The organism is Alienimonas sp. DA493, assembly GCF_043951915.1.
Lineage (GTDB): Bacteria > Planctomycetota > Planctomycetia > Planctomycetales > Planctomycetaceae > Alienimonas.
Genome location: NZ_JBINJD010000138.1, coordinates 1 through 13,037, shown reverse-complemented (window position 1 = coordinate 13,037; position 13,037 = coordinate 1). Strand labels below are relative to the sequence as shown.

General features: G+C 72.1%; 12 protein-coding genes. All 12 read left to right on the top strand.

Annotated features, from left to right (window positions below; all coding sequences use genetic code 11):
- Positions 1–27 precede the first annotated feature (27 nt).
- A complete protein-coding gene (gene deoC, locus ACG2DA_RS17580; protein ID WP_395257199.1) occupies positions 28–777 on the top strand; it encodes a deoxyribose-phosphate aldolase in 750 nt (249 codons plus the stop codon).
- Positions 778–857: 80 nt separating this feature from the next.
- Positions 858–1,181, top strand: coding sequence for a hypothetical protein (locus tag ACG2DA_RS17575; RefSeq protein WP_395257197.1), 324 nt, complete (start codon positions 858–860; stop codon positions 1,179–1,181).
- Between the two features lie 104 nt (positions 1,182–1,285).
- Positions 1,286–2,794, top strand: coding sequence for a pyridoxal phosphate-dependent decarboxylase family protein (locus ACG2DA_RS17570; protein WP_395257195.1), 1,509 nt, complete (start codon positions 1,286–1,288; stop codon positions 2,792–2,794).
- Positions 2,791–4,299 carry an AAA family ATPase gene (locus ACG2DA_RS17565; protein WP_395257193.1) on the top strand — a complete coding sequence of 503 codons (1,509 nt, stop codon included), beginning with the start codon at positions 2,791–2,793 and terminating at the stop codon, positions 4,297–4,299. Before ACG2DA_RS17570 ends, ACG2DA_RS17565 begins: the two co-directional genes overlap by 4 nt.
- Before the next feature lie 128 nt (positions 4,300–4,427).
- On the top strand, positions 4,428–5,300 hold the full coding sequence (locus tag ACG2DA_RS17560) for a fumarylacetoacetate hydrolase family protein (protein ID WP_395257191.1): 873 nt from the start codon (positions 4,428–4,430) through the stop codon (positions 5,298–5,300).
- Positions 5,301–5,328: 28 nt separating this feature from the next.
- Positions 5,329–6,579 (top strand): FAD-dependent monooxygenase, encoded by a 1,251-nt coding sequence (locus tag ACG2DA_RS17555; protein WP_395257189.1) that lies wholly within the window; start codon positions 5,329–5,331, stop codon positions 6,577–6,579.
- A gap of 72 nt (positions 6,580–6,651) precedes the next feature.
- Positions 6,652–7,473 carry a hypothetical protein gene (locus ACG2DA_RS17550; RefSeq protein WP_395257187.1) on the top strand — a complete coding sequence of 274 codons (822 nt, stop codon included), beginning with the start codon at positions 6,652–6,654 and terminating at the stop codon, positions 7,471–7,473.
- 126 nt (positions 7,474–7,599) lie between these two features.
- Entirely contained in the window at positions 7,600–9,792 is a 2,193-nt protein-coding gene (locus ACG2DA_RS17545) for a cation:proton antiporter (RefSeq protein ID WP_395257184.1), read from the top strand.
- 119 nt (positions 9,793–9,911) lie between these two features.
- Positions 9,912–10,211 carry a ferrous iron transport protein A gene (locus tag ACG2DA_RS17540; protein ID WP_395257181.1) on the top strand — a complete coding sequence of 100 codons (300 nt, stop codon included), beginning with the start codon at positions 9,912–9,914 and terminating at the stop codon, positions 10,209–10,211.
- Positions 10,208–10,468 carry a ferrous iron transport protein A gene (locus ACG2DA_RS17535; protein ID WP_395257179.1) on the top strand — a complete coding sequence of 87 codons (261 nt, stop codon included), beginning with the start codon at positions 10,208–10,210 and terminating at the stop codon, positions 10,466–10,468. Before ACG2DA_RS17540 ends, ACG2DA_RS17535 begins: the two co-directional genes overlap by 4 nt.
- 28 nt (positions 10,469–10,496) lie before the next feature.
- On the top strand, positions 10,497–12,794 hold the full coding sequence (gene feoB, locus ACG2DA_RS17530; protein ID WP_395257177.1) for a ferrous iron transport protein B: 2,298 nt from the start codon (positions 10,497–10,499) through the stop codon (positions 12,792–12,794).
- A gap of 13 nt (positions 12,795–12,807) precedes the next feature.
- A complete protein-coding gene (locus tag ACG2DA_RS17525) occupies positions 12,808–13,002 on the top strand; it encodes a FeoB-associated Cys-rich membrane protein (RefSeq protein WP_395257175.1) in 195 nt (64 codons plus the stop codon).
- Positions 13,003–13,037: the final 35 nt, after the last annotated feature.

The window sequence follows — 13,037 nt, the reverse complement described above, 5'->3', positions numbered from 1 at the left end:
GCGCCCGCGTCCCGGTACGATCGCGGCATGCTTCCGATTGACTCCTCCCAACCGGACTGGACGCTGCCGGACCTCGCCGGGCTGATCGATCACGCCCTGTTGACCCCCACGCTGACCGCCGCGGACTACGACCGCGGCTGCGACCTCGCCGCCGCCTATCAGATCGCCAGCGTGTGCGTCTCCCCGCACGCTGTGGCCCGGGTCGCAAACCGGCTGGCCGGCACCGGGGTGCGGGTGGGGACGGTGATCGGATTCCCCCACGGGCTGAACACGCCGGCCGTGAAGCGGGTCGAAGCGGAAACCGCCCTGCGGGACGGGGCCGTGGAACTCGACATGGTGGCGAACGTCTCCCGCGTGCGGTCCGGCGACTGGGCCGCCGTCAGCGCCGACATCGCCGCCGTCACGAAGATCGCCCGCGACCTCGGGGCGAAGACGAAGGTCATTTTTGAGACCGGTTATCTGACCAACCCGCAGAAGATCCGCCTGTGCGAACTCTGCGGCGTCGCCGGGGCGGACTGGGCGAAGACCAGCACCGGCTTCGGCCCCGGCGGGGCGACCGATCACGACCTCAACCTCCTGCGGCAGCACGCCCCGCCGGGGGTCGAGGTGAAAGCCAGCGGCGGGATCAAAACGCTGGACCGGCTGCTCGAGGTGCGGGCGCTGGGCGTCACCCGCGTCGGGATGAGCGGCACCGCGGCCGTGCTCGGCGAAGCCTGCGACCGCCTTGGCCTGCCCCGCCGCTGGAGCGAACCGACCGACGCCGGCGGTTCGTACTAACCCGACGCGTCAGCGAGGGCCGCCGGCCCCGCTCGTTTCCGTCGCCTCACCCCACGGCTCCCTCGCTGACGCTTCGGGTTATGGAACAAGCGAAATATCCCGTCACCCCGGACGGGCGTTATTTCGTCGTCCGCGGCCGGTTGTGGCGGCGGTCGGACCCGTCGCTGCCGGAGGAGCGCCGGCAGGAACTGGTCAACGAACTGATGGCCGCCCGCCGGGCCGTCGGCGTCGCGAAGAAGGCCGACGACGCGGACGCGCTGAAGGCGGCCCGGGCGGCGGTGGATGCGGCGAAGACGAACCTCGGCGAGCGCGGGCCGGTCTGGTGGGACGACGGCGCCCCGGACTTCAACCGGCGCTTGGCGAAGAACACCCCGTACGCTGACTGGTTCGCGTCGCTCCCGTAGGGGCCGCACCGCGGACCGCGTCTCTTCGCCCCGCTGCCCATCAGGCCCTGCCCTGCCGGGTCGTCACGCTCGCACGAACGGTCCGCGGAGCGGACGCTACGGACATGCAGACCGACGCACTGGCCGCCGCCCGCTCCCGCATTGCCCCGGCCTACGACGCCGGGCTGTTTCGAGAATCCGGCCACGCGGTCTGCGACGCCCTCGCCGATCACCTCGCCCGCAGTTTGGGGGACGACGGGCCAGTGTTGAATTGGCACGCCCCGGCCGACAACGTCGCCGCCGCGGCCGCCGCGTTGCGGGGGGAACCGGCGGGTTCCGACGCCGAGGTCGCCGGCCGGGTGCGGGGGTTGATCGAGGAGGCGCTGCGTCGCGGGCAGAACCTGCATTCGCCCCGCTACATCGGCCATCAGGTGCCGGCCAGCGTGCCGATCGCCGGGCTGTTCGACGCCGTCGGCAGCGTGACGAACCAGCCGATGGCGATTTACGAGATGGGCCCGTTCGCCAGCGCCGCGGAGGAGGCCTGCGTCGCGGCGCTGGGGGCGAAACTCGGCTTCCCCGCCGGCACGTTCGCCGGCTTCGTCACCCACGGCGGGAGCCTCGCCAACACGACCTGTCTGCTGACCGCCCGCAACGTCCTGTTCCAGAATTGCTGGGAGGAGGGCGTGCCGCGGTCGGGGCCGCGTCCGGTAATCGTCGCCCACGGCGAGAGCCACTACTGCATCGTCCGGGCCGCCGGCCTGCTGGGGCTGGGCACCCGGCAGGTCGTCAAAGCGGAGTTGAACGACCGCCGGCAGATCGACCCGCCCCGGCTGGACGAGACGCTGACCGCGTTGAAAGCGGACGGCGTGCCGATCGTGGCGGTCGCCGCGGGGGCCTGCGCCACGCCGGTGGGGGCCTTCGACGATCTGAACGCCGTCGCGGACGTCTGCGAAAAGCACGACGTCTGGCTGCACGTCGACGCCGCCCACGGCGGGGCCGCGGCCTTCTCGCCCACGCACCGCCATCTCTTGGCCGGCGTCGAGCGGGCGGACAGCGTCATCTGGGACGCCCACAAAATGCTGTTCGTTCCGGCCCTGTGCGCGTTCGTCTTCTATAAGAACCGCGACCGTCGGTTCGAGGCGTTCCGGCAGGAGGCCCCCTATTTATTCGACCCCTCCGACCCCGGCCTGGCGGAGCACGACAGCGGCATGAAGACGCTCGAATGCACCAAGCGGGCCGCGGCCCTCGGCCTGTGGGGAACCTGGGCGACCTTCGGCGAGGGGCTGTTCCGGGACCTGGTCGACGTCACCTTCGCCCTCGCCCGCAGCTTGTATGAAAAGCTGTCCGATGCGGAGGACTTCGAGCCGCTCAACGACCCGCAGTGCAATATCGTCGCCTTCCGGCACGTGCCGGCCTTTTTGAAGGATACCGACGCCGCCACGCTCGGCCGATTCCAGCACGACCTGCGGCGGGACCTCGTACGGAGCGGCCGATTTTATATCGTGCCGACCGCCAAGGACGGCGTGCCGGCGCTGCGGTGCACGGTGATGAACCCGCTGACGACGGAGGCTCATCTGGACGAATTAATGGACGAACTGCGGACCCGCGGCCGGCGGCTGGGAGGGACGGGATGATACACGCCACGCTCGCCGCGGGGGACGACCCGGGTTGGATCGTGCTGTTGATCATCGTCGGCGCCGGACTGACGGTCGGGCTGCCGGCGGTGTTCTTCGAAAAGTGGAAGCAGGGCTGGCGGCCGTTCGTGTCGGGGGGCGTGCGGCGGGCGCTGGGGGGGCACGCCTATGCCATGCGGTCGGTGTCGCGGTCGCTGCCGAAGTTTCGGCTGGTCGATCTGTACCGGGCCGCCGCCCACGTCGCCGCCCAGACCGCCGCCGAGCGGGCCCCGGGCGGGGAGCCTCGCGTGCTGGACCGGCAGGAGCCGTTCGACCTGGCCACGGTCTTGAGCGGTCGGCGCTGGCAGAACATGCCCTCGCCGGTCGTGCCGGCCCCGCGCACCGCCCGGCCGATCGGCCGCGACGCCGACGGGCCGATCGAGGAATTGGTGCCGGACGACCGCTTCTGGATCGTCCCCGCCCCGGCGCCCGGCACCGGCGGGGGGCGCCGCGGGCCGGCCGTCCTGCGGGTGCGGGCCTCCCACGAGTACGGCAACCCGCAGGCGATCGTGGAGGCCGCCGCCGACAGCTTCGACGCCGCCTCTGCCCTGCTGGACGCGGTGGAGGAACGCTCCGTGTCCCACAGCGTCTACCGCGGGGCGCTGCTGGAGTTCCAACACCAGGGCTCCTACGACGAGGACGGCGAGTTCCGCGGCGGCGGGGAGCCGGAACTGACGTTCAAACACCGCACGGCGTTAAACGCGGAGGACATCGTCCTCGATCCCGACACCCTGCCGGTGCTCAACCGGAACCTCGTCGAACATCACCGCCGACACGCGGACCTCAAACGACTGGGCCTGCCGCTGTCCAAGGGGCTGCTGTTCCACGGTCCGCCCGGCACCGGCAAGACGTATACCTGCCGGTATCTGGTCGGTCGGCTGCCGGAGGTGACGACCTTCGTGGTCGCCGGGCAGAGCCTGCACCAGGTGAAAAGCGTCTGCGGGCTGGCGAAACTCTACGAGCCGAGCCTCGTCATCTTAGAGGACGTGGACCTGGTGTTCACGGAGCGGGAAATGAACCCGCACACCAGCGCCCTGGGCGATCTGATGGACGAGATGGACGGCTTCCGCCCGGACGAGGCGGTCAGCTTCATCCTCACCACCAACGCGATCGAGCGGGTGGAGCGGGCGATCAAAGACCGCCCCGGCCGGATCGGGCAGTGCATGTATTTCGGGCCGCCGAATAAAGAGTTGCGGGGGCGGTATCTCCACCAATACCTCAAGCGGTTCGACGCGACGGCGTTGGACGTCTCGCAACTCGCGGAGGACAGCCGGGGGGCGTCGCAGGCGTTTTTGAAGGAGTGGATCGCCCGGGCGGCGCTGTTCGCATTGGAGGACGAGGGGCGCCGGCCGGTCGAGCCGCTGCCGCTGACGATGGCGGACTTCGACGCCGCCCGGGCCGAGCTGACCCGCAGCGGCGAACGCAGCGGGGCGATCATCGGCTTCGGCGGCGGCTCGGCCGTCTGAGAGGGCGCGTCGCGTCCCGGCCCCTTCAAGGGTCCGGGACGCTGTCGATGCCGGTTGCGGGCCGCGTGCCCTCGCTCACGCTTCGGGTTAGTGTTTTGCGGCCCGCCCCCGATTGAAGGATCGTTCCCATGAAGCTCGCCACCCTGCACACCGCCCGCGGGCCGCGGGTCGTCGCCATGACCCACGACGACCGGGCCATCGACCTGAACCTGGTCGATTCCTCCCTGCCGACCTCCCTCCGGGGCCTGCTGGAGTTGGAAGGCGGGCTGACGCGGGCCGCCGCGGCGCTGGCGAGCGCTCCCGACGTCGCCGTCGTGGAGGGCGACGTGCTCGCCCCGATCCCCGACCCCGGCAAGGTGATCTGCATCGGGTTGAACTACCGCGACCACGCCGAGGAGACGAACAGCCCGATCCCCTCGGAGCCGGTCGTGTTCGGCAAGTTCGGCAATACGATCCGCGGGCCGGAGGCGACCGTCACGCTGCCGGCGGTTTCGGAGCAGGTCGACTACGAGGCAGAGCTGGTCGTCGCGATCGGCCGCACCGGCAAGAACGTCGCCGAGGCGGACGCGATGAGATATATTGCCGGCTACATGAACGGCAACGACGTCAGCGCCCGCGACTGGCAGAAGGGCCGCCCCGGCGGCCAGTGGTTGCTGGGCAAAACGCCGGACGGCTTCGCCCCGACCGGGCCGTACCTGCTCACCGCCGGGCCCGTTGAGGACGGCGGGGCCGGCGACCCGCACGACTGGCCGGTCAAGCTGGAACTGAACGGCGAAACGATGCAGGACGGCTCCACCGCGGACTTCCTGTTCACCCTGCCGCAGATCGTCGCCCACCTGACGAAGATCATGACGCTGGAGCCCGGCGACCTGATCTTCACCGGCACCCCGGCGGGCGTCGGGGCGGCCCGCAAGCCGCCGGTCTGGATCGCCGACGGCAGCGAGACCGCCGTCACCATTGGCCCGCTGGGCACGCTGCGGACCCGCTTCGCCGCCGAGTGACCCCCGACGCCGCCGCGCAGAGGACGTGATGAGAGCGATCGTCGTCGGGGCGGGCATCGGCGGGCTCACGGCCGCCCTGGCCCTGCGGCGGGCGGGGGCGGAGGTCGCCGTCTTCGAGCGGGCCCCGGAACTGACCGAGATCGGGGCCGGCATCAGCCTCTGGGTGAACGCCCTGCGGGCGCTGGAACAGGTCGGCGCCGGCGACGCCGCCCGGGCCGCGGCCCTGCCGGTCACGCGGACGGAGTTCCGCATCCGACGGGGGCGCACGGTCACCGCCTCCTTCGACATGGCGGACTTCGAACGGCGCTACGGCACGGCCCCCTTCGTCACGATGATTCACCGGGCGGAACTGGTCGCCGCCCTCGCGGACCTGCTGCCGGCGGACACGCTGCGGTTCGGGGCGACCTGCGTCGGCGTGGAGCCGGGGGAACCGGACGGCGGGCGGCCGGCGACGGTGCGGTTCGAGGACGGCCGAACCGAGCAGGCGAGCCTGATCGTCGGGGCGGACGGCATCCGCTCGGCGGTGCGGGCCGCGACGGTCGATGCCTCGGAGCCGCGGTACGCCGGCTATACCTGCTGGCGGGGCGTCTGCCCGCGGCCGGCGGCGGTGGAGCCGGGCTACTTGGCGGAGTGGTGGGGCCGCGGTCAGCGGTTCGGCATCACCACCCTGCCGGGAGACCGCTCCTACTGGTGGGCGACGCAGAACGCCCCGCCGCGGCGGCAAGCTGCCAACAAGGGGACGGCGGGCGAACGGGCCGCGGCCGCCGCGGCGTTCGCGGATTGGGCCGAACCGGTCCCCGGGCTGATCGACGCCACCCCGGCGGGGGCGGTCGTTCGGCACGACATCCTCGATCGCCCCCCGACCCGCCGCTGGACGGCCGGGCGGGTGGTGCTGATCGGCGACGCGGCCCACCCGACGACGCCCAACTTCGGTCAGGGCGGCTGTCTGGCGATCGAGGACGGCGTCGTGCTCGCCCGCCGGCTGGCCGGCTGTCTGCACGGGGGCGGGGCGCCGCTAAGGGCGGCGCTCGACGGATTCGTCGCGGAGCGGTTCCCCCGCACGAAGGCCGTGACGAACGAGTCGTGGCGATTCGGCCGCATCGGCCAGTGGGAGGGGCGGTGGGTCTGCCGGGCCCGGGACGCGGCGGTGAAGACGATGCTGCCGCTGATCGGCTCCCGCAGTCTGCCGAAGTACGCGGCTTTCGACGCCGGCCCGCTCCTCCCGCCGGGCGCCGAACCGCCGGGCGCCGAATCGGAGGGCACGGAACCGGCGGGGTGAGCGGACCCGCCGTTGCCCCGCGGGCCGCCGCGCCGCTACCACCCGGGCTCCCTCCCCAGCCCGGGCCTTCCCATGCGCTTCGCCCCGTTCGTCGCCCTGCTGTTCGTTCTGCCCGCGGCGTCGCCGGCGCAGGACTTCCGGGTGTTCACGACGGTGTCGGACGTCTCCGGAGACCGGCCGGTGGAGCTGTCGCGGAGCCTCACGCTGTTCCACGCCGGGCAGGCGTGGGACCACGTGGTGGAGGCCGGCGAGGTGGTGCGGTTCGACCCGGCGGACGCGGAGTTCGTGATCCTCGACACCCGCCGCGATCTCGCCTGCACGGTCAAGCTGGAGGAACTCTCCCGGCTGCTGAAGGTCGGGCGGCAGGAGACGGAGAAGGCCGTGGCCGAACTGGCCGCCGCCCCCGACCCGGCCAGCGCCGGGCTGGCCGCGAGCCTCGCCTTCCAACTGACGCCCCGGTACGAGACCACGGAGGACGAGGCCGCCCGCCGGGCCAGGTTCGTGGGCGGCCCGCTGACCTACGACTTCTCCTACGCCCGGCCGGGCCGGCCGTCGGTCTCCGCCGCGTACTGGGACTACGCCGACTGGACGGCCCAGCTGAACTACGCCCTGGACCCCGGCAAGCTGTTCCCCGACGTCCGCCGGCCGATCCACCAGGACCTGCGGGAGCGCGGCGTCGTCCCGCAGCGGGTGGAGGTGTTGCTGGCCGACGGGGGCGGCGAACCGTCGCGGCGCCTGGCCGCGGAGCACAGCTTCCAGGAACGGCTGGACCCGCGGGACCGGGAGCTGATCTCCGAATGGCGGGCCCGGCTGGCGTCCCCGAAAACGCGGCGGGTCACCTTCCGTGAATACCAGCGGCTGACGCTCGGCGGCACGATGCAGCCGGTCCGCTGAGCGACGGGATCTCCCGCAGCCCCGCGGGGGCGGCTCCCCTCGGGTGAGACCCGCCCGGCGGCGTGCTAGGATGCGCGGCCGGGGCTGCTCCCGGGTCGTTCGCCGCGTTTCGTACCCGCCTGCCGCGTGTCTCCGCTTCTGTATCTGGCCGGCGTCGTCGCGGTGGGCGTGGCGGCCCAATGGACGGCGTGGCGACTGCGTCTGCCGGCAATTTTGCTGCTGTTGGCCGCCGGGTTCGCCTTCGGCCGCGTGCCGGTCGGCGACCCGGTCGAGGGGGTGACGGAGGGCGCCGCCGAGGCCGTCGCCGCCGGCGACGAGGAGCCGGGCCGGGCCGGGCGGGTCGGCGTCGAGACCGACGTGCTCGACGGGGCCGCTGGCGGGGACGCCGAGATCGAGACCGCCGACCCCGGGGCCGCCGGTCAGGTGGAGGAAACCGCCCCCGGCGACGACCCGTTGCAGGGCCGCGGCGGCGGGGCCGTCATTCCGGAGCGGTTGCTCACCCCCGCGGTGGCGCTGGCGGTGGCGGTGATCCTGTTCGAGGGCGGCCTGAGCCTGAAATTCCGCGAGCTGCGAGAGATCGGCGCCGCCGCCCTGGGCCTGTGCACCGCCGGGGCGGCCGTGACCGGGGTGCTCGCGGCGATCGCGGCGAAGTTCCTCGTTTTCGACACCTGGCAGCTGGCGATATTGGCCGGGGCGATCTTCACGGTCACCGGGCCGACGGTGATCATCCCCCTGCTCCGCCAGATCCGTCCGAACGGCCGCGTCGGGGCGGTGGCGAAGTGGGAGGGCATCGTGATCGACCCGGTCGGCGCCGTGCTGGCCGTGTTGGCGTTCGAGGGCATCGTGCTGACCGCGGGCGCCGCCTCGGTCGTGATCCCGCTGACGATCGCCAAGGTCGTGCTGATCGGCGGGCTGCTCGGCTGCGGGTTGGCCTGGGCGCTGTCGATCCTGTTCCAGCGTCACTGGGTGCCGGACTACCTGCAGAACCCGGTTTCCCTCGCGACGGTGATGCTGGGCTTCGCCGCCTCCAACGCCCTGCAGAGCGAAAGCGGGCTGGTCACGGTCACGGTGATGGGCGTGTGGCTGGCGAACCAGGAGCGGTTCAACATCGAGCCGCTGGTCGAGTTCAAGGAGAACCTCGGGGTCCTGCTGATCAGCGTGCTGTTCGTGGTGCTGGCCGGTCAGTTGGAGCCGCAGAGCATCCTCGATCTGGGCTGGGGCTCCCTGGCGTTCATCGCCGTGCTGGTGCTGATCGTGCGGCCGGCCGCGGTGTTCCTCGGCACGCTGTTCAGTCCGCTGTCGTTCTCCGAGAAGGCGTTTCTGGCCTGGCTGGCTCCGCGGGGTATCGTGGCGGCGGCGGTGGCCAGCGTGTTCGCCCTCGAACTGCGTCACGACGCCGAGGAAGCCCTCGCCCGGCCGGACGAAATCGTGGCGATCCGCGACCCCGAGGCCGCCCTCGCGGAGCGGGTGTGGTGGGAGAACCTGTTGGAGGACAGCGAACGGCTCGTCCCGCTGACGTTCCTGGTCATCAGCGCCTCGGTCGGCCTGTACGGCCTAACCGCCGCCCCCGTCGCCCGCCGGTTGGGGCTGGCGGTGGCGAATCCCCAGGGCGTGCTGTTCTTGGGCGGCTCCCCGCTGGTCCGGGAGATCGCCGTCGCCCTGCAGGAGAAGGGTTTCACCGTGCGGTTGATCGACTCCAACCGCCGCAACGTTGCCACCGCCCGGTTGGAGGGGTTGGACACCGTCCACGGCAACGTGCTCTCCGAAAAGATCACCGACCGCGTCGATCCGTCCGGCCTCGGCCGGGTGCTGGCGATGACGCCCAACGACGAGGTGAACAGCCTGGCGGCCCAGAACTTCGCCTCCCTGTTCGGCCGCAGCGGATGCTACCAGCTCTCCCCGCACCCCTCGGAGGGGGCGAAGAAGGGCGAGGGCGGCATCGAACGGGCCCACGGCCGCCCGCTGTTCCGCGAGGGGGTCACCTACAAAACGTTGCAGGATCTGTACGAACGCGGCGCCCGGGTGAAGGAGACCCGCATCACGCAGGAGTTCGACTACCCCGCCTTCCTGCGGATGAACGGGGCGGAGACCGTGGTGCTGTTCCGCCTGACCGGCCCCGCCGACGACCGCACGCTGCGGGTCAACGTGGCGAACGTCGTGCTCGAACCGACGCCCGGCGACACGTTGCTCTCGTTGGTCCCGCCGGACGCCGGCGAGGGGAACGACCGGCCCGCCGTCTCCTCCGGCACCGGCCTGGAGGGCGAGATGGACGAGGACGACAGCCGCACCGATCTCGATCCCCCGCAACTGAAGGGCTGAGGGTCCGGCGTCGGGCGCCAGAGGACGCGGCGGCGGTCCCCGATGGACGACGCCCCGGCGGCGTCGTAGAGTGCTCCCCGTTGAGATTCCGTCTCACCCCGCCCCGCCCGCGACGCTCCATGCCGCTCGCTTCCGATCCCGCCGTTCCGGACGGCTCCCCCTGCCCCACCGCGAAAGCGTTGGCGGAGGGGACGCTGATCCCGCTCGACCTGCTCCGCACCGGCGAGGGCGGCACGGTGGCGGACATTCTCGGCGACGCCTCCGCGGTGCACCGCCTGGAGGAACTGGGGCTGCGGATCGGCGCCGCCGTCCGCGTGCTGCGGGAAGGCCCGCCGGCGTTGGTGGCGCTGGGTTCGCAGCGGTTCTGCTTCCGCCCCGACGGCGGGACGACGGTGCTGGTGGCGACGGCGCCGGCGTGAGCGACCCCCTCCCCGATTCCCCGTCCGTCGAGACGACGCTCGCGGCGCTGCCGCCCGCCCGCCCAGCCCGTATCGTGGACGTCCTCGGCGAGGACGCCCTCGCCGCCCGGCTGATGGAGATGGGGCTGATCCCCGGCGAGACGGTCGTCTTCCACCGGGCCGCCCCGCTGGGCGATCCGTTGGAGTTCTCCGTGTGCGGCTACCGCATCTCCCTCCGCAAAAGCGAGGCGGCCCGCGTGACCGTCGCGCTGGACTGACCCCCCGCAACGTCTCACCGAGCCGCCCGTGACGACCGCCGTTCCCGCTCCGCCGCCCGGACCCGCGCGGTCGGCCGCCCCCGCCGCCGCCCCCCGCGGCCGGGGCTCGAAGGTCGCACCGGTGCGGCCGCTGGTCGTGGCGCTGGTCGGCAACCCGAACACCGGCAAGAGCACGCTGTTCAACGCCCTGTGCGGCGCCCGGGCCCGCACCGGCAACTTCCCCGGCGTGACGGTTGAGAAGAAAGTCGGCCGGTTGAAGCTGCCCCTGGGCGGCGCCGCGGCCGATCGGGCCGCGGAGGTGATCGACCTGCCCGGCACCTACAGCCTCTCGCCCCGCAGCGCCGACGAGATGGTTTCCGTCGACGTGCTGCTGGGCGACGCCGGCGGCGGGGCCCTGCGGACGCCGCGGCCGGACGCGGTGGTCTGCGTCGTGGACGCCTCCAACCTGCACCGCAACCTGTATTTGGTTTCGCAGGTGCTCGAACTCGGCCTGCCGGTCGTGCTGGCGCTGAACATGGGCGACGTCGCCGCCGCCCGGGGCACGACGATCGACCCGGCCGCCCTGTCGAAGAAATTGGGCGTGCCGGTGATCCCCACGGAGGCGCACCGCCGCCGCGGGCTGAACGAACTGCGGGCCGCGATCGCCGACGCCGCGGCCGGCCCGGCGCCCGAGCCGGTCCGCCCCCTGCCGGAAGCCGTCTCGACGGAGGCGGCCGCCCTGGAGGGCTGGCTCGCCGAGCACGGCTGCCCCGACGTGCCCGCCTACCTGCGGGAGCGGATGATCCTCGACGTCGGCGGGCAGGTCGTCGAACGCTACCGCGGCCGCTGCACCGGCGATCTGCCGGCGCATCTCGCCAAGGTGCGGGCCCGCCTCGCGGAGGCCGGCTGCCGGGTGCCCGCGGCGGAGGCCGCCGGCCGCTACGGCTGGGCCCGGGAGATCCTCGACGGCACGGTCGAGACCGCCGCCGAGGCCCCCGACACCGCCAGCGACAAAATCGACCGGTTCCTCACCCACCGGGTCTGGGGCCTGCTGACGTTCGCCCTGCTGATGTTCCTGGTCTTCCAGGCGATCTTCAGCTGGGCCGGTCCCTTCATGGACGCCATCGGCGAGGGCCAAGGCTGGCTGACGGACATCGTGCAACACTCGATGGCCCCGGGGGCGTTCCGCAGCCTGATCGTCGACGGCGTGATCGCCGGCGTCGGCGGGGTGCTGATCTTCCTGCCCCAGATCGTGATCCTGTTCCTGGCGATCGCGATTCTGGAGGACTGCGGCTACATGGCCCGGGCCGCCTTCCTGATGGACCGCCTGATGAGCCGGCTGGGCCTGTCCGGTAAGAGTTTCGTCCCGCTGATGAGTTCCTTCGCCTGCGCCGTGCCCGGCGTGATGGCGACCCGGGTGATCGAGAACCGCCGCGACCGGATGGTCACGATCCTCGTCGCCCCGCTGATGAGCTGCTCCGCCCGGCTGCCGGTGTACCTCCTCCTGATCGGGGCGTTCGTCCCGGCGACGGCGTACCTCGGCGGGCTGGTCGAATTGCAGGGGCTCGTGCTGTTCGGCATCACCGCGCTGGGGGCGCTGGTGGCGATCCCGGTCGCTTGGCTGCTCCGCAAAACGTGGTTCAAGGGGGAGACGCCGCCGTTTGTGATGGAACTGCCGCCCTACCGCTGGCCCTCGCTGCGGAACGTCGCCCTGCGGGTCTACGACCGCGGCAAAGCCTTCGTCACGCGGGCCGGCACGCTGATCTTCGCCGCGACCGTGCTGGTTTGGGCCGCGGGCTACTTCCCCGGCGATCACGCCGAATTGCACGCCGTGCAGGCGCAGATCGAAGCCGAATCGGCCGCCGCCGAGCCGAACGAGGCGGAACTGGAGGCGCTCGAACAACGCCGCCGCCGGCTGAGTTCGGAACTGATCGAGGACAGCCTCCTCGGCCGCACCGGGCACGCGATCGAACCGGTCGTCAAACCGCTGGGCTGGGACTGGCGGATCGGCGTGGGCGCCCTGGCGAGCTTCCCGGCCCGGGAGGTGATCATCGCCACGCTGGGCACGATCTACAGTCTCGGCGGCGACGTGGACGAGACCGACGACGGCCTGCGAGACGCGCTGCGCCGCAGCGAATGGCCGGACGGCGACCCGGTCTACACGCTGCCGGTCGCCCTGAGCGTGATGGTGTTCTTCGCCCTCTGCGCCCAATGCGCGGCGACGCTCATGGTGATTAAGCGGGAGACGAACAGCTGGCGCTGGCCGCTGTTCACCTTCGCCTATATGACGGCGCTGGCGTATCTCGGGGCGCTGTTAACTTATCAGATCGGTTCGCGGCTCTTTTAGACGGAGACCGACCATGAACCTCGACCCGCAAACGATCGCCGCCCTGCTCTGCGTCGCCGTCGCGGCCGCGGAGGTCGGTCGGCGGGCGTGGAGCCTGCTGAGAAGCACCGGGCAAACCGGGTGCGGAACCGGCTGCGGAAGTTGCCCCGCGGCGAAGCGGACGGGCGAACCGGCCGTCGTCTCGCTGGACCTCTCGCCGCGTCGCTGATTTTTCGGCCGTGGAGCCGCGACCGTCAGGAAGCG

What these genes read in the sequence shown, in the direction of transcription:
- ACG2DA_RS17560 (WP_395257191.1), top strand. Translation starts at nt 4,428, where the DNA reads ATGAAGCTCGCCACCCTGCACACCGCCCGCGGGCCGCGGGTCGTCGCC.
- ACG2DA_RS17525 (WP_395257175.1), top strand. Translation starts at nt 12,808, where the DNA reads ATGAACCTCGACCCGCAAACGATCGCCGCCCTGCTCTGCGTCGCCGTC.
- ACG2DA_RS17575 (WP_395257197.1), top strand. Translation starts at nt 858, where the DNA reads ATGGAACAAGCGAAATATCCCGTCACCCCGGACGGGCGTTATTTCGTC.
- ACG2DA_RS17555 (WP_395257189.1), top strand. Translation starts at nt 5,329, where the DNA reads ATGAGAGCGATCGTCGTCGGGGCGGGCATCGGCGGGCTCACGGCCGCC.
- ACG2DA_RS17540 (WP_395257181.1), top strand. Translation starts at nt 9,912, where the DNA reads ATGCCGCTCGCTTCCGATCCCGCCGTTCCGGACGGCTCCCCCTGCCCC.
- ACG2DA_RS17565 (WP_395257193.1), top strand. Translation starts at nt 2,791, where the DNA reads ATGATACACGCCACGCTCGCCGCGGGGGACGACCCGGGTTGGATCGTG.
- deoC (WP_395257199.1), top strand. Translation starts at nt 28, where the DNA reads ATGCTTCCGATTGACTCCTCCCAACCGGACTGGACGCTGCCGGACCTC.
- ACG2DA_RS17550 (WP_395257187.1), top strand. Translation starts at nt 6,652, where the DNA reads ATGCGCTTCGCCCCGTTCGTCGCCCTGCTGTTCGTTCTGCCCGCGGCG.
- ACG2DA_RS17570 (WP_395257195.1), top strand. Translation starts at nt 1,286, where the DNA reads ATGCAGACCGACGCACTGGCCGCCGCCCGCTCCCGCATTGCCCCGGCC.